13 protein-coding genes and 1 pseudogene are annotated in these 19,550 nt (G+C 56.3%); 8 read left to right on the top strand and 6 right to left on the bottom strand.

Annotation, left to right across the window (positions count from 1 at the left end):
- The first annotated feature begins 479 nt into the window (after positions 1-479).
- The gene (locus KGB07_RS00940) at positions 480-5,312 is read left to right on the top strand and encodes a dermonecrotic toxin domain-containing protein (protein ID WP_411741518.1); all 4,833 of its coding nucleotides are present in this window, start codon (positions 480-482) and stop codon (positions 5,310-5,312) included.
- A gap of 17 nt (positions 5,313-5,329) precedes the next feature.
- On the opposite strand, the gene argR is transcribed toward KGB07_RS00940, so the two are convergent.
- From argR to acs, 6 genes are all read right to left on the bottom strand, one after another.
- Complete coding sequence (gene argR, locus KGB07_RS00935; RefSeq protein WP_223464192.1) at positions 5,330-6,310, bottom strand: transcriptional regulator ArgR; 981 nt, start codon at positions 6,308-6,310, stop codon at positions 5,330-5,332.
- A 113-nt stretch (positions 6,311-6,423) separates the two neighbouring features.
- A complete protein-coding gene (locus KGB07_RS00930) occupies positions 6,424-7,188 on the bottom strand; it encodes an ABC transporter ATP-binding protein (protein ID WP_223464190.1) in 765 nt (254 codons plus the stop codon).
- 37 nt (positions 7,189-7,225) lie between these two features.
- On the bottom strand, positions 7,226-7,924 hold the full coding sequence (locus KGB07_RS00925; RefSeq protein WP_046042316.1) for an ABC transporter permease: 699 nt from the start codon (positions 7,922-7,924) through the stop codon (positions 7,226-7,228).
- A complete protein-coding gene (locus KGB07_RS00920) occupies positions 7,921-8,610 on the bottom strand; it encodes an ABC transporter permease (RefSeq protein ID WP_046042315.1) in 690 nt (229 codons plus the stop codon). Before KGB07_RS00920 ends, KGB07_RS00925 begins: the two co-directional genes overlap by 4 nt.
- A gap of 91 nt (positions 8,611-8,701) precedes the next feature.
- Positions 8,702-9,478: an ABC transporter substrate-binding protein gene (locus KGB07_RS00915; RefSeq protein WP_046042314.1), complete on the bottom strand. Its 777-nt coding sequence runs from the start codon at positions 9,476-9,478 to the stop codon at positions 8,702-8,704.
- Between the two features lie 701 nt (positions 9,479-10,179).
- The gene (gene acs / locus KGB07_RS00910; protein WP_046042313.1) at positions 10,180-12,135 is read right to left on the bottom strand and encodes an acetate--CoA ligase; all 1,956 of its coding nucleotides are present in this window, start codon (positions 12,133-12,135) and stop codon (positions 10,180-10,182) included.
- Positions 12,136-12,564: 429 nt separating this feature from the next.
- Here acs and KGB07_RS00905 point away from each other — a divergent pair, with 429 nt between their 5' ends.
- The 7 genes and pseudogenes from KGB07_RS00905 (at position 12,565) to KGB07_RS00875 (ending at position 19,112) form a co-directional block, all read left to right on the top strand.
- Positions 12,565-12,828, top strand: coding sequence for a DUF2790 domain-containing protein (locus KGB07_RS00905; RefSeq protein WP_223464188.1), 264 nt, complete (start codon positions 12,565-12,567; stop codon positions 12,826-12,828).
- A gap of 190 nt (positions 12,829-13,018) precedes the next feature.
- A pseudogene (locus tag KGB07_RS00900) lies at positions 13,019-13,213 on the top strand (hypothetical protein); the annotation flags it as partial.
- 530 nt (positions 13,214-13,743) lie between these two features.
- Positions 13,744-14,991, top strand: a complete 1,248-nt coding sequence (locus KGB07_RS00895; RefSeq protein WP_046042310.1) for a ribonucleotide-diphosphate reductase subunit beta — start codon at positions 13,744-13,746, stop codon at positions 14,989-14,991.
- A 175-nt stretch (positions 14,992-15,166) separates the two neighbouring features.
- The gene (locus KGB07_RS00890; RefSeq protein WP_052960572.1) at positions 15,167-16,543 is read left to right on the top strand and encodes an AAA family ATPase; all 1,377 of its coding nucleotides are present in this window, start codon (positions 15,167-15,169) and stop codon (positions 16,541-16,543) included.
- Entirely contained in the window at positions 16,540-17,355 is an 816-nt protein-coding gene (locus KGB07_RS00885) for a retron system putative HNH endonuclease (protein WP_223464186.1), read from the top strand. The genes KGB07_RS00890 and KGB07_RS00885 overlap by 4 nt, the downstream gene beginning before the upstream one ends.
- 393 nt (positions 17,356-17,748) lie before the next feature.
- The gene (locus tag KGB07_RS00880) at positions 17,749-18,282 is read left to right on the top strand and encodes a Bro-N domain-containing protein (protein ID WP_223464184.1); all 534 of its coding nucleotides are present in this window, start codon (positions 17,749-17,751) and stop codon (positions 18,280-18,282) included.
- Positions 18,283-18,398: 116 nt separating this feature from the next.
- A complete protein-coding gene (locus tag KGB07_RS00875; protein ID WP_223464183.1) occupies positions 18,399-19,112 on the top strand; it encodes an HNH endonuclease in 714 nt (237 codons plus the stop codon).
- The last annotated feature ends 438 nt before the right edge of the window (positions 19,113-19,550 follow it).

The following is a 19,550-nucleotide window of genomic DNA, read 5'->3' as shown; positions in this document are numbered from 1 at the left end:
CTGAAACTGGCGAGCTTGGTGAGGATTGTAAGGACAGTTTTCAGCCCGGCCTTGCCGCCAAGCGACAACTTCTTATAGCGCAAACCCCGGATTTTCCCGGGTTTACGGCAATGCGACATATAGGGTCGCAAAGGCGCAGTTTAACTGGAGGCGGGCGTTTGCGGCAGGCTTGCTGCGTTGTAACGCTTGCCAATGGTCCGAGTGCGGTAAATATGTACCGCACAGCGTCCAGCTTCGCGGGTTTTCCTAGTGGCCTTTCAAATCCAACGGCCACTGACCCCATGATTACCGAATCTACTGCCACTGTTGCTTCCGACGCTTTCAGGCCGGACGCTCATTTCCAGCATCTGCAGAATGTCATCCCCTCTTGGCTCCGTCAGACGGCGCCCCACAGACGCGAGGCGCTACGCAACATCACCCCCGCCCTGCCCGCCGGACTACGGGCGGCGTCGAAACCTCAGCACACGGAACTCGCCCGATTGATCGCCCGCCAGGTCGCCAGCCAGAACCAGGTCGACAAGGCGCTGGCCAACCTGCAGAACCCCGCGGATTTCGCCGAACCGCTGCTCAAGGCCGAACTCAAGCGCCGCTTCGGCCTGGATCTGAATGTGCGCGAAACGTTTTTGCGCCTCTACCTACCTGATCACCTGCCGTGGTTACGGCTGAAGTCCGGCGCTGCGCGCACCTGGACGGTATCGCTGCTGGACGCGGCATTGCACAACTTCGAAAGTGCCGAGACCCTTGCAGATGCGTTCGAGCCTGCCTCGACGTACATCACCGCGCCGTCTTCCAACGGGCAATTCCTGACCTTGCCGCAGATCCTGGAAGAAATGCCTGTCACGGTATTTACCGGCATGTGCCGGGAGCTGGACATTGGCCAGCGCTATAAAACCTATCTGGAAGACAATCTGAGTATCGGCAACCCGGTGGACTCGGCGCTGCTGCAAGGGAAAATCCGCGACAGCCAGAAATCCGCAATCACCGCTGCATTACACCTGGCGCAGATGCAAAACCTCCTGGGCAGCGGCACTCACAGCCTGATTCTCGGCCTGCTCGACAACCTGCCACATCTGCGCCTGCACAAGCAGCCATGGCGCTGTCATGACCTGACGATCCTCAACGCGTGCCTGACCGGCATCCTGCTGTTTGCCCCGGACCTGGAGCGCGCCCGGGAAGTGGTTCGCGTGGTGGCTTATATACCGGGCGACCCCGAACAGCCGATCAAGGAATACCCCTCGTCTGCGGCCTTCGCCGAGGAACTGGGCCGGCGCCTATGCGACCCCGCCTATCAACAGTTTTTCAGCCGCTTCATTAACCATGAGGATCGCGGTTACTTTTTCGCACAGTTGAACCACCTGCTTGCCCCGATCACCTGGCAACCGGTCCAGCCAGGCGATTCTCGTCCGACCTGGCGGGAACTACCCAACCCCCGTGCGAATCTGCAGATCGTGGCAACGCCTGTCACAGGAGAACTGTGGACTCACCTCTACCAGAGCCAGCTCAACAAGATCCTCAACGATGCGCGAGTGATCGCGGTGTCCACTGCAACGGTCGACCAGAAAGCCCGCTGGGCGCTGTGGGACTCCTTCACGGAAATTGCCTCAGCACTGCTGAACATCGCCGCGTTCGTGGCACTGCCATTCGTGCCGTTTCTCGGTGAACTGATGCTGGGCTACATGGCCTACCAGTTGCTCGACGAAACCTTCGAAAGCGTGGTCGACTGGGCCGAGGGGCAGAGTCGCGAAGCCTTCGGGCACTTGATGGGCGTGGTGGAGTCCGCGGTGCAACTAGGGACCTTTGCCGCTGGGGGTGCGATCGCCGCCGGCGAATTTCGCTCGGTATTGCCCCGGGAGATCGTTGAATTCATCGACCGCTTCAATACGATAAAGCGGCCGAACGGCGATACCCGCTACTGGCAGCCGAACCTGATCGGCTATGAACACCCTGGTGTTTTACCCAAGGATGCAAAACCGGATGAGCTGGGGCTGCACCCACATCAGGGCAAAAGCCTGCTGTCCCTGGAAAACAAGCACTACGCCGTGAGCAAGGATCCGCTAACCGGCCAGTACCGCATCAACCACCCCACCCGCCCTGACGCCTACAAACCACAACTGCGACACAACGGCAGCGGTGCCTGGCAAACCGAACTCGACCAGCCGTTGAGTTGGGACCAGGCCGCCGTATTGCACCGTGTCGGCCCGGACATGCAGCGTTTTTCGGCCAGCACCCGCGGGCGCATCCTCAGCATCAGCGGCAGCCACGAAGATGTCCTGCGCAAGATGCATGTAAATGCCGGACAGGTGCCGCCGCTATTGGCCGACACACTCAAACGCTTCGGGATCGATCAGGACATACAAGCCTTTATCGATCAGATCGGCAGTGACCAGCCGGAACACTTCCTCAAGGCGGATCCGGTGACACAGCTGGAACTGCTCAATGAAAACGGCTACTGGCCGGCAAACAAAGGCCTGCGACTGATCGACGAAAATGCGCAAACCCTTTGGCAAAGCCCGGCGCCCGATGTGCCCGTCGTGCAAATCGATACCGCCCGCCTCACCGACGGCGACCTGCTGAAAACCTTTCTCCTGGCCCTGTCGGACAGCGAAGCCAGAACGCTGATGGGTGAAGAATTCGGTCACCCCTCCCCTGGCCTGGAAAACCGGGCGCAGCGGTTGCGCCAGATACTCGCGCGGCTTGCCGAACAGAACCGGCAAAGCCTGTTCGATCAGCGTTATCGCCGACTCGAACGTGGCGCTCGCGCAGCCGTACAAGTGGTGATGGATGCCGAGCCCGGACTGCCGCGCAGCGTTGCACAAGCGATTGTGGACACAGCAAGCGATCTGGAAATGCAACAGCTGAAAAGCTCAACCCTTGCCCCTCGCCTGGCCGAGCTGAGCCGGGAAGCCAGATTACAAGTGCGCGTGACACGCGCCTACGAGGGGCTTGATTTGCCATCGACCGAAAACAACCTCGACACTGACCGGCTGGCCTTGCACACCCTGGAAAAACTGCCGGGCTGGACGACAGAGCTACGACTGGAAATCCGCCAGTACGCCCATGAAGGCGCGCTGATCGACAGCCTTGGCCGTATTGATGCGCCCCTGCGTAAAGTGCTGGTGCTCAGAGAAGAAGGCTCGTATCAGGCCTTCGATCATGACGGTGAAGAACTCAGCGGCATGGGCTCGCTTTACACCTGCCTGCTACAGGCCATGCCGGACAGCGAACGCACCGCCTTGAATCTGAATATCGGTGAAGGTGAACGGCTCAAGCAGCTGATTCGCCAGCACGCCTTGAGCCGTGATGCATTGCGCGCGCTGCTGGCTCAACACCCCGACCTCAAACCCACTTACGACCCAAAGGTCATGCGCTTGCTCGGTGGCGGTGACGGGTATCGTCAAATGCCACGCAACACACCTACTTTGCAAAGTCGGGCGCAGACACTGTTTCCCCATCTATCCGCCGAAGAGCTCGACGCCTTCGTCGAACGCTTGCAGCAGCATCCCAGTGGACCACGAGCGGAGCTGAGTCGGCTGATGACTCAAAACGCGCAACTGCTGGAGACGCTTTCGTCCTGGCGCGATGAAATTCCGCTGTTCATTCCGGACACGCAAATCAGGATCACGCCCGAGCAGTTCGGGGAGCAACAGCAGGTCCGCCGTCAATTCACTATCCATCTGGCCGACTGTTGGCAACAGCAATGGACCCACCCCGAGACCGCGCTTGAAACAGTCGACCTCAACTTCTTCCAACCCATCATCGGCCAATTGCCGACCCTGGGCACCGACTTCAGCGGCGTCAGAATGCTAAGGATGGATGGCGGTAGCGCCACGCGGGGCATGCACGAGTTTCTGCGCAGTTTTACCGGGCTACGCTTCCTGAAACTGCGCGACTTCAACCTTGGCCGCTTGCCGGACACCCTTCCATCGCTGCAACTCGAAGAGCTCATCCTGAGCAATTGCGCGATCACCCTCAGCCCCGAAAGCCAGGTCGGGCTCGCGGGACTGCATCGGTTGACCACAATGGACTTGTACAAGAACCCCTTGGGCCTGACACCCGATGTCGGCAGCATGCCCGATTTGAACTACATCGATTTATCGCAGACGGGCATCTCTGATCTACCGAGTGACTTGTTGACTCGTCCGCGCCTGCGCACCGCCCTGTTCAATGACAACCAGATCAAAGAACTACCCAGCGCACTGTTCACACTGCAACAACGCACCCAGGAGGGCATCGACCTGGGCAACAATCCGTTTTCAAGCGCAACCCGTGAACGCCTCAAACAGCACTTCCAGCAAACCCGTCAGGACTTCGGTATCTTTGCCGAAGAAGCAGATATCCACCGCGTGCAAACGCTGTACCCCATGCTGGACCAGGAGGATGCCAGCAAATTCGTGTTCCTTTTACCCGGCACACTGGACGAGGGGCGAATCGCATTGACCCGCCTGGAAGCCGAACTCACCACCCTTGAAAACGACCTGTCGGCCTGGACCGGCAATATTCCAGCCGTCCACCCTCACAGCAATCAACCGTTCACTGCCCAGCAACTGCTGATCGAACATTCGACGCGGGACGCATTCAGAGAGTCCGTACTGCGCTGCTGGCGCCGAGAAACCGATCTGGATGATTTCAACGAATCGCTGCAAGCAACTACTTATGACCTGAGTCTGGAGACGCGGATTACCGGTAACCTGCCGACACTGAGCGCAGATTTCAGCCATGTTTCCCTGGTTTACCTGAGTAGCGAGAGCGGCCTGACCACAGGCGTCACAGGGTTCCTGGAGCGCTTCCCCAAACTCAAGACCCTCGTTATCAACGACTTCAGGCTGGGCGATATCCCGGAGGCAATCTTCCGGATGAGCAACTTGAAGTCGCTCAATCTCCTCGACTGCAACATCACCCTGACTCCGCAGTCGGTCCTGAACCTGGCCGAGATGGCCCGCCTGGAATTCATCGACTTGAGAAACAATCCGCTGGGGCTGGCTCCGGATATCAGCCAGATGACGGACCTGGCGACCCTGCAACTGGATAACTGCGGGCTCAGCGAATTACCCGCCGGACTGATGCAGCTCAAGAGCCTGGAAACCGTAGACCTGAGCGGCAACGCGATCAGTCAGATACCCGCCGACCTCCTCGAACTGCCGCTGGAGGTCGCCGAAAGCATCAGCCTGCGGGGTAATCCGTTCTCTGAGGAAAGCCTGCAAATTCTGCTTGAGTACTTCAGGCTGACTAGCGTCGATTTCGGAGTTCAGGAAGTAATCGAACGGGCAGAATTGGAGGTGTCGACGTCCGAGGCGTCCGAACCGGAAGATTGATCGGGATCAGGCGCGGATCAACCGCGCTCCGGCGGCACCGATGACAATTCGAACGGGCTGCTGCTGCGCCGCTGGTTGCGATCTTCCCGCGGCGTGGCACCGAAGAAATTGCGATAGGCGCTGGAGAAGTGCGGCCCCGAGGAGAAGCCACAGGACAGGCCGATCTGGATGATCGACTTGCTGGTTTGCATCAACATCTGCCGGGCCTTGTTCAGGCGCAGTTCCAGGTAATACTGGCTCGGCACACGGTTGAGGTATTGCTTGAAGATGCGCTCCAGTTGCCGACGGGACACGCACACGTGCTGGGCGATTTCGTCGGTGGTCAGCGGTTCTTCAATGTTGGCTTCCATGAGCAACACGGCTTGTGTGAGCTTCGGATGGCTGGAGCCGAGGCGATTCTGCAACGGAATGCGCTGGCGTTCGCCGCCCTCGCGAATGCGCTCGACCACCAGTTCTTCGGACACCGCACCGGCCAGTTCCGCACCATGGTCGCGGGCCAGCACCGCCAGCAAAAGGTCGAGCACTGACATGCCACCGCACGCCGTCAGGCGATCGCGATCCCAGTCGAACAGGTGGCTGGTGGCAATGACCTTCGGAAAGCGCTCGGCGAAATCGTCCTGCCAGCGCCAGTGCACGGCCGCGCGATAACCGTCGAGCAAGCCCAGCTGTGCCAGCGGGTAAACCCCGGCCGACAGACCGCCAATCACGCAACCGGAACGCACCAGTTGTTTGAGCGCACTGCTGAGCGCCGGCGCCAGTGCGGTCGGTGGTTCGTCTGCGAGCAGGAACAGTTTCTGGAAGTTCTCGAGCTTGCCAGTCCACGCTTCACCCGGCAATCGCCAGGCGCTTTCGGCCGGAGGTTCGGCCTGCAGGAACGACAACTCGTAAACCACGTCCGGATGCACACGCTGGGCAACACGCAAGGCCTCCTCAGCCAGCGCAAGCGTCAGTGCTTTAGTGCTGGGCCAAATCAGGAAACCAATTCGATGGGCAGTCATGGTGGGCAATCCGAAGCGAAAACAGTGTTAAAAGCCAGAAGCGGCTGCAACCAAATTAGACCATCTGGCGCGCGCTGCGCAGCATGGCCTAATTTGGTGCGTAACGGGAGCGATTACTTCAAGCTGCCGGACAGGAATTGCTGCAGACGCTCGGATTGCGGGTTCACCAGCACTTCGCGCGGGTTGCCGCTTTCTTCGACCACACCTTTGTGCAGGAACACCAACTGGTTCGACACTTCACGGGCGAAGCCCATTTCGTGGGTCACCACGACCATGGTCCGGCCTTCCTGGGCCAGGGCCTGCATGACTTTCAACACGTCGCCGACCAGCTCCGGGTCGAGGGCCGAGGTCGGTTCGTCGAACAGCATCACCTCAGGTTCCATCGCCAGCGCACGAGCAATCGCCACGCGCTGCTGCTCGCCGCCGGACATGTGGCCAGGGTAAGCGTCTTTGCGATGAGCCACGCCCACCTTGTTCAGGTAGTGTTCGGCTTTCTCGCGAGCCTCAGCCTTGGACATGCCCAGTACATGCACCGGCGCTTCCATGATGTTTTCCAGCGCGGTCATGTGCGACCACAGATTGAAATGCTGGAACACCATCGACAGGCGCGAACGCATGCGTTGCAGCTGTTTCGGGTCGGCCGCCCTCAGCGCGCCGTCCTTGTTCGCCACCAGCTTGAGCTCTTCGTTGTTGAGCAGGATCTTGCCCGCGTGCGGCTGCTCCAGCAGGTTGATGCAGCGCAGGAAAGTACTTTTGCCGGAGCCACTGGAACCGATGATGCTGATCACATCGCCGGCTGCCGCTTTCAGGGACACGCCCTTGAGCACTTCGTGACTGCCATAGCGTTTATGCAGGTCTTGGACTTCAAGTTTGTACATGCTGTCGGTTCTCACAAAAACAGTCAGTCAGTGGTATTCAGTGCTTGCGCGGGGCCAGGTAGCCCAGCCAGCGGCGCTCGGCCATCTTGAACAGTTTCACCAGGATGAAGGTCAGGCACAGGTAGAACACGCCGGCGGTGATGTACGCCTCGAACGGCAGGTAGAACTGGGCGTTGACCGTGCGCGCGGCACCGGTGATGTCGATCAGGGTCACGATGGACGCCAGACTGGTGGTCTGCAGCATCATGATCACTTCGTTGCTGTACTGCGGCAGCGCGCGGCGCAGGGCCGACGGCAGCAGGATGCGCTTGTACATCTTGACCCGCGACATGCCCATGGCCCTGGCCGCTTCGATCTCGCCGTTCGGCGTGGCGCGCAGGCTGCCGGCGATGATTTCGGCGGTGTAGGCGCTGGTGTTGATCGCGAACGCCAGGCACGCACAGAACGTTGCGCTGGACAGCCACGGCCAGAGGAAGCTTTCACGCACCGCTTCGAACTGCGCCAGACCGTAGTAGATCAAGAACAGCTGCACCAGCATCGGCGTGCCGCGGATCACGTAGGTGAAGAGCCAGGCCGACATGTTGACGACCGCGTTCTTCGAGACGCGCATCAAGCCCAGCGGCAATGCGCACAGCAAGCCGAAGAACAGCGACAGCGCGAGCAGTTTGAGGGTGGTCACCAGGCCGCCGAGGTACAGCGGCAAGGCCTCCCAAATGACGTTGTAGTCGAAGATCATAGATCAGCCGCCCTTACGCCTACCGAGTAGCGCTTCTCAAGGTGACGCAATGCCAGCAACGACACACTGGTGATCACCAGGTACATCGCCGCCACTGCGAGGAAGAAGGTGAAAGGCTCGCGGGTGGCATCGGCCGCCTGCTTGGCCTTGAACATCATGTCTTGCAGACCCACCACCGAAATCAGCGCGGTAGCCTTGGTCAATACCAGCCAGTTGTTGGTGAAACCCGGAATCGCCAGACGAATCATCTGCGGCACCAACACCCGGAAGAACACCTGGACACTGCTCATGCCGTAAGCCATGCCGGCTTCGGCCTGGCCCTTGGGGATCGCCATGAAGGCGCCACGGAAGGTTTCCGACAGGTACGCACCGAAGATGAAGCCCAAGGTGCCGATACCGGCCGCCAACGGGTTCAGGTCGATGTACTCGTCAAAGCCGAGCAGCGGCGCGACGCGGTTGAGCAGGTCTTGGCCGCCGTAGAAAATCAGCAGGATCAGCACCAGGTCGGGAATACCGCGGATTACCGTGGAATACAGGTCGCCCAGCCAGGCCAGCCAGCGCACCGGCGACAGACGCAGTGCCACGCCGATCAGGCCCAGAACGATGGCCATGGCCATGGACGACAAGGCGAGCTGAAGCGTCAGCCAAGCGCCATCGAGGATGACAGCCCCGTAGCCTTTCAACATGATTCAGGTCCTCGAAAGTTGGGATGAAAAAATGGCGCAAACCTCAGAGATCCTGTTGCTTGCGCCATTTCGGACTTGTCGCAGAGACGTGTTACTTGCCGTAGATATCGAAGGCGAAGTACTTGTCCTGGATTTGCTTGTACTTGCCGTTCGCACGAATGGCCGCGATAGCGTTGTTGAGCTTGTCCAGATCTTCCTTGTCGCCCTTGCGAACCGCGATACCTACGCCGTCACCGAAGTATTTGACGTCGGTGAACGCAGGGCCGACGAAGGCGAAACCTTTACCGGCGTCGGTTTTCAGGAAACCGTCATCCAAAAGCGTAGCGTCTGCCACGGTGCCGTCGAGGCGGCCGGCAGCCACGTCGAGGTAAATTTCGTTCTGCGAACCGTAAGGCTTGATCTCGGCACCCAGCGGGGCCAGGACTTCGCGGGCGAAACGCTCGTGGATCGAACCACGCTGCACGCCGATGTTCTTGCCCTTGAGCTCGGTCAGGCCTTCGCTGACCTGAGTGCCTTCCTTCATGACCAGGCGAGCCGGGGTGTTGTAGTACTTGTTGGTGAAGTCCACGGACTTCTTGCGATCTTCAGTGATCGACATGGACGACAGGATCGCGTCGATCTTGCGCACTTTCAGTGCCGGGATCAGGCCGTCGAACTCTTGCTCGACCCAAACGCACTTGACCTTCATTTCTTCACACAGTGCATTGCCGATGTCGTAGTCGAAACCAACGATGCTGCCGTCCGGCGCTTTGGAAGCGAACGGAGGGTAAGCCGCCTCGATACCGATTTTCAGAGGTTTTTCATCGGCGAAGGTTGGCATGGACAGCACGGACAGTGCCAGGGCGCCAAGCAGCACGAGTTTCTTCATCTTGGGACTCCATCGGTAAAGGGCAAAAACGGCAGAGTGAGCAACAGCCCAATATGCGAGTGAGTGGAACCGGAAAGCAGTGCTGCGTCCTACATTGCGCGTGCGAAATTTCAACACAGACAACGACGAGCGAGTGATCGGCATTCTAACGACAGGCCCGAGGCCGATATTTCTTCAATGCGACAACTAATTACAGAAGCACCGAGAAAGCCGTTTTAGCGCGTTGACAGCCCTGCAAAATCATGCAAGAGCAAAAGACATTGAACCGATCTATATTGCAAATTGCGGGCCTATTATTGGCAAACCCTTCTAATCCGGCAAGCGCAGTGTAGTGGCTTACTTTTTTGAGGCGCATTTCGGGCACGGATTTGAGCCCAGGCGTTTCCCAATGCCCCGTATTGGCGTGATGCGGTTACACATTCAGTAACCTGAAAGAATACGGGTAACAGTAGGAATCGTCCTACGGCTGAAGCCGATATTTATTGGCTGTTGTTTAACTGGTGTCTGACAGATCGCCTTCGCGGGCAAGCCCGCTCCCACAGGTTTTGTGGTGTGCTTCAGATCGCCTATACACCGCAAATCCCTGTAGGAGCGGGCTTGCCCGCGAAGAGGCCCGCCCAGCCAACACAAAAACCCAGGCACAAAAAAGCCCCGCCAGGCTCAACACCTGACGGGGCTTTTCAGTGATTCAGAACCGCCGCTTACGCGACATTCATCGTCTTGTGGGTATCAATCAAATGCTGCACCACACTCGGATCAGCCAGGGTGGAGATATCACCCAACCCATCATATTCAGCCGTCGCAATCTTGCGCAGAATCCGGCGCATGATCTTGCCCGAGCGAGTCTTCGGCAACCCCGGCGCCCACTGGATCACATCCGGCGAAGCAATCGGGCCGATTTCCTTGCGCACCCAGTTTTTCAGTTCCAGGCGCAACTGCTCGTTCGGCTCTTCACCGTTTTTAAGGGTGACATAGACATAGATGCCCTGCCCCTTGATGTCGTGCGGCACACCGACCACAGCCGCTTCGGCGACTTTCGGGTGAGCGACCATCGCGCTTTCGATCTCGGCGGTGCCCATGCGGTGGCCGGACACGTTGAGCACGTCGTCCACGCGACCGGTGATCCAGTAGTAACCATCGGCATCGCGACGGGCGCCGTCACCGGTGAAGTACATGCCACGGAAGGTCTTGAAGTAGGTGTCGACGAAGCGGTCATGGTCGCCAAACAGCGTACGCGCCTGGCCTGGCCACGAATCGAGAATCACCAGGTTGCCCTCGGCCTCGCCTTCGACGATGTTGCCCAGGTTGTCCACCAGTGCCGGCACCACGCCGAAGAACGGACGCGCCGCAGAACCTGGCTTGAGCGCATGAGCACCCGGTAGCGGGCTCATCATGTTGCCGCCGGTTTCGGTCTGCCACCAGGTGTCGACGATCGGGCAACGGGACTTGCCGACATTCTTGTAGTACCAGTCCCAGGCTTCCGGGTTGATCGGCTCGCCCACCGAACCCAACAGGCGCAGGCTGCTGCCATCAGCACCTTCAACGGCGGCGGTGCCCGAGGCCATCATGGCGCGGATCGCGGTCGGTGCGGTGTAGAGGATGTTGACCTTGTGCTTGTCGACGATCTTCGCCACCCGGGTGATGTCCGGGTAGTTCGGCACGCCTTCGAACAGCAGCGTGGTCGCGCCGTTAGCCAGCGGACCGTAGACGATATAGCTGTGGCCGGTGACCCAGCCGACGTCGGCGGTGCACCAATAGATTTCACCCGGGCGGTAGTCGAACACGCGCTCGTGGGTCATGGCTGCGTACAGCAGGTAACCGCCGGTGGTGTGCTGCACGCCCTTCGGCTTGCCGGTGGAGCCGGAGGTATAAAGGATGAACAGCGCTTCTTCGGCGCCCATCTCTTTCGGCGCGCAAACGGTGCCCGCCACTTTCATCAGGTCCTCGAACCAGATGTCGCGATGCTGGTTCCACTTGATGTCGCCACCGGTGCGCTTGCACACGATGACTTTCTGGATGCTGCTGGTTTCCGGGTTGGTCAGCGCGTCGTCGACGTTGGCCTTGAGCGGGATCCTCTTGCCGGCACGAATACCTTCGTCAGCGGTGATCACCACTTTGGATTTGCAGTCGATGATGCGACCGGCCAGGGCTTCCGGCGAGAAGCCGCCGAACACCACCGAGTGAATCGCGCCGATCCGGGTACAGGCCAGCATGGCGACCACGGCTTCGGGGATCATCGGCATATAGATAGTCACCACGTCGCCGCGGTGCACGTCCTGACCACGCAGGGCGTTGGCGAACTTGCAGACTTGCTCGTGCAGCTCGCGGTAGGTGATGTTGCGGCTTTCGGCAGGGTCATCGCCCTCCCAGATGATCGCAACCTGATCACCGCGCTCGGCCAGATGGCGGTCGAGGCAGTTGTAGGAAACGTTCAGGGTGCCGTCGGCGAACCATTTGATGTCGACATGGTGATCGTCGAAGGAAGTCTGCTTCACCGTGGTGAAAGGCTTGATCCAGTCGAGGCGCTTGGCTTGCTCGCGCCAGAAGCCGTCCGGGTTGACGACCGACTGCTGGTACATGGCCTTGTAGGTCGCCTCGTCGGTCAGCGTGTTAGCCAGAACCTCGGGACGAACGGGATACAGGGAAGCCGCACTCATCTTTCTTACCTCGGTGGAATAGTTGTTTTTGTATGGCCCTGTTTTAGCCGGGCCGAGCCTATAGAACCATTCGACGATGGTAGTAACAAGCCCCTACAAAATGTCGTGAAAAACCTTCAAACCCACTACCGCCGCGGTACCTGTGGGAGCGAGCTTGCTCGCGATGGGGCACTAAAGGACACCCACTTCAAGGCTGACACCCGCACAGATCGGGGATTGTTACAGGATCTGTCAAAAGTGTTTATCAAATCCACGGCTATATGGACGAGGCGCGCACACCTAAAATCAGCCACGCCAACAAGGCAACCTGATTAACCAAGTTGCAGCCCCCACGAAGGCAGTTAATCAAAACACCCTGGTACTGAAGTTCCACACGCAATCTCAAAAGGATTGCGTGCCCCCTTTCGACCTCTAAAAGGTAAATATTAAATGAAAGCTTTATTGGTTCTGGCCCTCAGCAGCGTGTGCGTGACTGCCATGGCCGGCGAGGTCCCGACTGATGTCGCCGAGCAACAACCGCCCATCGAGGAATACACTTACTCGATGAATCTGGACATCGCCAAAGTGATCTCCATGAGCGAAGCCCCAAACGTGTGTGAAGTCGTGCCGATGAAAATGGAATACGAAGACTCCAACGGTCAACGGCATATCCTGCGTTACAGCGCGATGGGCAACGGTTGCTCTAACGGCTGACCTCCTGCTTCACCCCTCCCCCAATAAGGTTCGACCCACCCGCCGCGATCAGGCAGATGAAGCGCCGAACCTTAATGATCGACCAGATCGATTGCTTTAAGCATTTATTTGCGATTTTTAATCGAAATAGTCGGCGCAGTATCAACTGCAACCCAAGACAAACAACACTTACGCAACTGGAGCAACGACCATGAAAACCCAACTGATCCTCGCCCTGACCCTCTCCGTCCTGGCTGCCAACACCTTCGCCGCCGATGGTTACGACCGCACCGGCTCGGCTGCTTACACCAGCGAAGCAGCTGTCGCTTCCGATGGTGCTGACCACACTGGCGCCGCCCGCCTCGCTGCCGATGGCGCTGATCACGTCGGTGCCGCTCACCTAAGCTGATCCGCCAGCGTGACTTCACAGCCCGACTTCGGTCGGGCTTAGTTGTGTCTGGAGCCTGAGAAAACCCCACCGAAACACAAGATGTAGTGAAAAAAGCCTTTTTTGGTTATTTCTTGAGCAAAAATAATCCGGGGCAAAAAATTAAGAAAAAAAATCTTCCCCCGCCAACATCGTTCAAAGCCCTATAAACCCTCACTCCGACCGAAAAACGGTCCCCGTCGACCGATCCGTGAGCCATTTCGCCGCACCACAGCACGCAAAACTTCCCTATAATGCGGCCTTAAACGGGCCTGCAATATTCCCTTACAGGGACGAAAAGCCAGTCTGAAGCCCCGCACAAGCAATCAACGCTTGCTGCGCCCATCAGTGGCTCTCGGAACCCCGTACAAAATTCTGTTTGATGCCTGCGTATAGCTGCCGCAAAAAACGATTCCTTTAGATCCAACGCGGCCAGTAAGGCCGTGTGAAAAACCGACCTATCCAATTTCACACGGGCACACTGGCCCTCACGCAGGAGACGACACGTCATGCTGAGCTGGGACGAATTCGACAAAGAAGACACGGAAGTAGCAGTCAAGGGCACTAACGCTGGCCACGCCACCGAAGCCAACATGGACCGTCTCGACAGCGCCGGCGGTGCCGCCGCCCTGGAAGCCCGTGCCGTAACCGCCGCTGACTCCGCCGCCGTTGCCCGCGCCAAAGCCGCCCTGGACTCCCTCGACGTCGCCGAAGGCCTCGCCGAACTCGAAGGCGCCTCCGCCCGTGTCGCCGTTGACGAAAAGCGCATGATCAACTGCCGCGCCGACCTCAACCAACTCGTACCTTTCAAGTACGACTGGGCCTGGCAGAAGTACCTGGACGGCTGCGCAAACCACTGGATGCCGCAAGAAGTCAACATGACCGCCGACATCGCCCTCTGGAAAAACCCGGAAGGCCTGACCGACGACGAGCGCCGCATCGTGATGCGCAACCTCGGCTTCTTCTCCACCGCCGACTCCCTGGTTGCCAACAACCTGGTCCTGGCCGTGTACCGCCTGATCACCAACCCGGAATGCCGCCAGTACATCCTGCGCCAGGCCTTCGAAGAGGCGATCCACACCCACGCCTACCAGTACTGCATCGAATCGCTGGCCATGGATGAAGGCGAAATCTTCAACATGTACCACGAGATCCCATCGGTCGCGAAAAAAGCCACCTGGGGCCTGAAATACACCCGCTCGATCTCCGATCCGAAGTTCGAAACCGGCACCGTCGAAACCGACAAAGAACTGCTGCGCAACCTGATCGCCTACTACTGCGTTCTGGAAGGCATCTTCTTCTACTGCGGCTTCACCCAGATCCTCTCCATGGGCCGCCGCAACAAAATGACCGGCGTCGCCGAGCAGTTCCAATACATCCTGCGCGACGAATCCATGCACCTGAACTTCGGCATCGACGTGATCAACCAGATCAAAATCGAAAACCCACACTTGTGGGATGCCGAGATGAAGGAAGAAGCTTCGCAGATGATTCTGCAAGGTACTCAACTGGAGATCGAATACGCCCGTGACACCATGCCTCGCGGCGTGTTGGGCATGAATGCGGCGATGATGGAGGACTACCTCAAGTTCATCGCTAACCGTCGTTTGTCGCAGATCGGTTTGAAGGAAGAGTATCCAGGGACGACTAACCCGTTCCCTTGGATGAGCGAGATCATGGACTTGAAGAAAGAGAAGAACTTCTTTGAGACTCGGGTTATTGAGTATCAGACTGGTGGGGCTTTGAGCTGGGATTGAAACATTAACAACCGCGTCATCCCGCTCAAAAAAAGGCTGCCCATGGCAGCCTTTTTTTTAAATCTGCTATAAGCTAACGCTTCAATTTCAAAAAAAGCCAAACCGCTAACCGACACTTCAAGTCAAGCGAGAATGCTAAAGAGCAATCATATAAATTCAGAGTTTGAGGCAAAACATGAAGTTAAGCGAACTTAAAATTTCAAACTACCGTTGCTTTCATGAGCTTAAACTCGACCTGAGTTCTCAATTAACCGTGCTAGTTGCAGAAAACGGTCAAGGAAAGTCAACATTACTAGATGCAATACGCATCGCACTGTGGCCGTTTATCAACAGTTTCGACCTAGCAAAATCCTCAACATTTAATGACCCACTTAACAGCATTTCAATTGAAGATATCCGACTCATCAAAATGACTGGCCGTGATATGGCTCGACAACTGCCTTCTTGTGTTAGCGCAAAAGGTGACTGGGGATTAGGTGAAAAAAATTGGACACGCATACGTGAAAGTGAAGCGAGAAAAACAAAAACAAAAGATGGTTATGGAACAAACATCCTAAGAGGATGGGCGCGAGACGTACAAGCACAAATTCGCGACCCAGATTTACCCCCCATTGATCTACCTGTATTTGGCTACTATGGTACCGGTCGCCTATGGGCACAAAAAAAATTAACCGAAGCAAAGACAAGCGAAAAAGACGATACAACAGGAAGTGATTTTTACATTAGAACGTTTGCATATCGAAACTGCATGGACCCCGCTTCTTCGTACAAGCATTTTCGGGAGTGGTTTATATGGGCATGGGAAAGCTATACCAATATGTCTGCGCAGCAGCATGTCACCGACCAAGAAAAATCAGATGCATGGAATCGAATAAAAGTCGTTCAAGATGTAGTCGACATCTTCCTAAAGGAAACGACAGGATGGCACACACTTGAATACAGTGTCGACAATGAAAGATCCTTAATCCTCAACCACGAAGAACAAGGGATATTAAAAGTCGACCAACTTAGCGATGGAATTCGAAGCGTACTTGCAATGGTAGGCGACATCACCTATCGCTGCATAAAACTTAACCCACACCTAAAAGAGCTTGCAGCAGTTAAAACCACCGGAGTCGTGCTAATTGACGAAGTTGATATGCACTTACACCCAAGCTGGCAACAACTCATTCTTAGCCAACTACAAAAAGCCTTCAAAAACATTCAATTCATTGTCACAAGTCACAGCCCGCAGGTTTTAACTACCGTACCGTCCGACTGCATTAAAATCATTAAACGCAATAAAATTTTTGCTGCACCTCCAGGTACCGAAGGGGCAGAACCAGAACGCCTACTCAAGCAGGTTCTTGGACTTCAAGAAGTACGTCCCCCGCACAACCGGGCAACACAAGAACTAAACGAATACTTAACATTGGTTTACAACGACCAATGGAGCAGTGAACGAGCATTAGAGCTACGTCAGATATTAGATCAGCGTTACCAAGGCAACGAACCTGAGCTAATGAATGCAGACCTCCGTATTGACAATCGCAAGTGGGAGCTTGGCGAATGAAGCGAGTGCTAAGGAAGGCGGAACCGCCAACGCTTACTGTATATCGCGCTAATGCACCACAAAGTACATGGCAGCAAATGAAGAATGACGCTATGTATGGAGGTCAAAACACCTACAATGACTGCCGATCACAGCTTATCGCTGATGCAGGAGGAATATGCGCATTTTGTGAAATAGATATCAGAGAAAACAACCCTTTGATGTGCCGTGTCGAGCATTTCCACCCAAAGGCTGACATCACTCCCGAACATAACTGGGCTCTCGACTGGAGCAATCTCTTTGCTGTATGCGCAGGCGGCTCTTATGCCCATGTAACAACAGCCGATCACTATATGGAACCAGCGAAAGAAAACTTAAGCTGCGATGCATATAAGGATCAAATGATAACCACTGGAAAACTTTCAATAGACTGTGATGGATGGATAATCAATCCCGCATTGATAATCACCTCCCCCATCTTGCTGAAAATAGAAATGCATACGGGCCGATTGATTCCGAATACCACAGCATGCGTAGAGCATCCTGCATGGCCTAACAACAAGCATGCTGATATGGAGACGCTCGTCCAAAACACCATTGACATGCTTAACCTTAACTGCGATCGACTAGCTCAATCCAGATTAAGAGTCATAAGAAACATAGAACACAACAAAAAGAAAGAAAGACAAGCTGGCCATACTGCGGAACAAGGGATGAATAACTTGGCCCGTCGTTACTTCACTCGCAGATGGCCTGCATTTTTTACTACAATCCGACTATGTCTTACGCCAGCCGCGGACCAATACTTATCTCAAATAAATTACCAAGGCTAGTTTATTACTACATATTTATTCAACACATAAGCAAAACAAAATTTAGCCATGCAGCTTGACGGCGTCATGTTGAGTCTCTAACCTCCTTATCCCGGCGCCTAAGAAACGCCTCAAGTAGCGGCCTGACCGCTCCCGAAAGATGCGGCTTTTTTGTGCCTACGGATTTCTCGTGGGCGTGAAAAACCTCTGCTATGTCGGGAGTGGGCTAATACAAGACCCGTAAGGGGAATATGTCCGGCCTTCTACTTGGGGTTTCTTAACTCCCGGCGCCTTAGCCCTAAGAAAGCTATCAAGTAGAGGTAATGGATATGCCTAAGCGTTTTCCCTTCTTATTGAAGGAAATCACCTACAGCTTCGCTGCTAAAAATATGCTTCCGACTCAGGAGGCTGACCATGCTTGATCCATACATCCCCACAGTCTTTACCCGACACAACCTCCCCCTCCATGCCCTCCTCCTGGAAAACCAACCATGGTTCTGCGCCCGCGATATCGGCCGCTTGATGGGTTTCCATCTAAGTGAGCGCATGGTCAACAAACTAGACAAAGACCAACACCGCCCGTTGTGGATTGAGTATTACCGGCAACCGGAAAAGCAGTTGATGCTCAGCGAGTCCGGTGTGTACGCGCTGTTGGTGTATCACTACGCGCCAGGAAATCGGTTGCTGCGAGAGTGGATCACTCATCAAGTGGTGCCGGCCTTACGTGATGCGGAGCAGCCGGGTAATTCGGATCGGCCGATGTTGAGTTTGTTGGATTGGCCGGAGATGTCGCTGAGTCTGCTGCATTGGCGGGACGAAGGCTGGATTCGGCTGCGGGACATGCCTTATCTATTGCTCGATCACACGCAAAAGCGGACGCCGGTGGTTAAGTCTTGGTGGCGGAAGGTTGCGCAGGTGTTTCAGTCGTCGAAGCATTCGATGGGTTAGGTGCCCTGCCTGTAGGACCGCCTGCAAGAACCCTCTCTTCTTTGTGTAGGAATTTTCGTAGACAGTCGTAGTGGCCACTCAGTATCGTCCGAGGGTATTTAACCCTCGGCGATTGTATGGATACGGAAAAAAGCAACGGTGATTGGAGTGAGGTAGAGATTCAGGCTGCGGTCGATGCCTATCTCAGCATGCTTTCTCGCGAGCAGAACGGTCAGGCGATCAACAAGGCTCATGAAAATCGCGTCCTGCGCGAGGGTGCTTTGGCCGGTCGGACCAAAGGTTCGGTTGAGTTTCGGATGCAGAACATTTCTACCGTGTTGGTTGAACTCGGGCGTGACCGCATTGAGGGCTACAAACCCGCCAAGAATGTCGGCGCCAATGTGGCGAAGAGCATTCGTGAAGCACTCAATGCTCCAGGTCCTTTAACTCCTGAAGACTTTGCCCCGACAGCCGACGAAGCGACACTGGAGCAGCGAGCTGCAAAGCTTGAGCGACAACCGATTAAAGTCGAGCCAAAAGGGATTGAGAGACCAGAGCAAACTCAGTCCAGCGGAAAGTCGTATGTTCGTGATCCGGAAGTGAGAGCGTGGGTTCGCCAACAGGCTGAAGGTAAATGCGAGGGCTGTGGCAACCCAGCTCCGTTTGAAAAGTCGGGCAGTCCGTTTCTTGAGGTTCATCACGTTAAGCATTTGGCACAGGAAGGCTCAGACCGCCCGAGCAATGCTGTAGCGCTGTGCCCGAACTGTCATCGGCGTTGTCACCACTCGAGTGATCAGGATGAGTTCACAGCTTTGCTTTATACAAAGGTGAAACGGTTGAAGCCCGAATAACCGAGCGGAACAAAAAACCGTGGCGAGGGGGCTTGTCGGAGCGCCGAACCGCCCCGTACGGCTGCGCAGCAGTCGTAAATCCACACAACTCGGTTTTCCTGATGCACCCGAGTTGCAGTATTTGGGGCCGCTTCGCAGCCCAACGGGGGCAAGCCCCCTCGCCACAAGGTTGGTGGCTGGCTTGGTTGCTGCGTTGGTCTTGCGAATCGCGAGCAGGCTCGCTCCCACAGGGGATCTGGGGCAGGCTTCAGAGTTTCGGTACCAAAAGGGCCGCTGGATTATCCTGGAGGGTGTAATTAGTTTTGTGTAAACGGTCATTTGGCAGGAGACTGCCTACCCCAAGGAAATCCAATGACCGAGCCAAAATCCAAGCGCGCCAAACGAGTCAAACCTGATCCTGAACTGGTTAAATTGGCCGACAGCCTGCTGAGCAATTAC

The sequence above is a fragment of the Pseudomonas sp. GL-RE-26 genome (assembly GCF_019956275.1).
In the GTDB taxonomy this organism is placed as follows: Bacteria; Pseudomonadota; Gammaproteobacteria; order Pseudomonadales; family Pseudomonadaceae; genus Aquipseudomonas; species Aquipseudomonas grandcourensis.
Note: the sequence above shows the minus strand (reverse complement) of the source record. Positions and strands in the feature narration are given on the sequence as shown.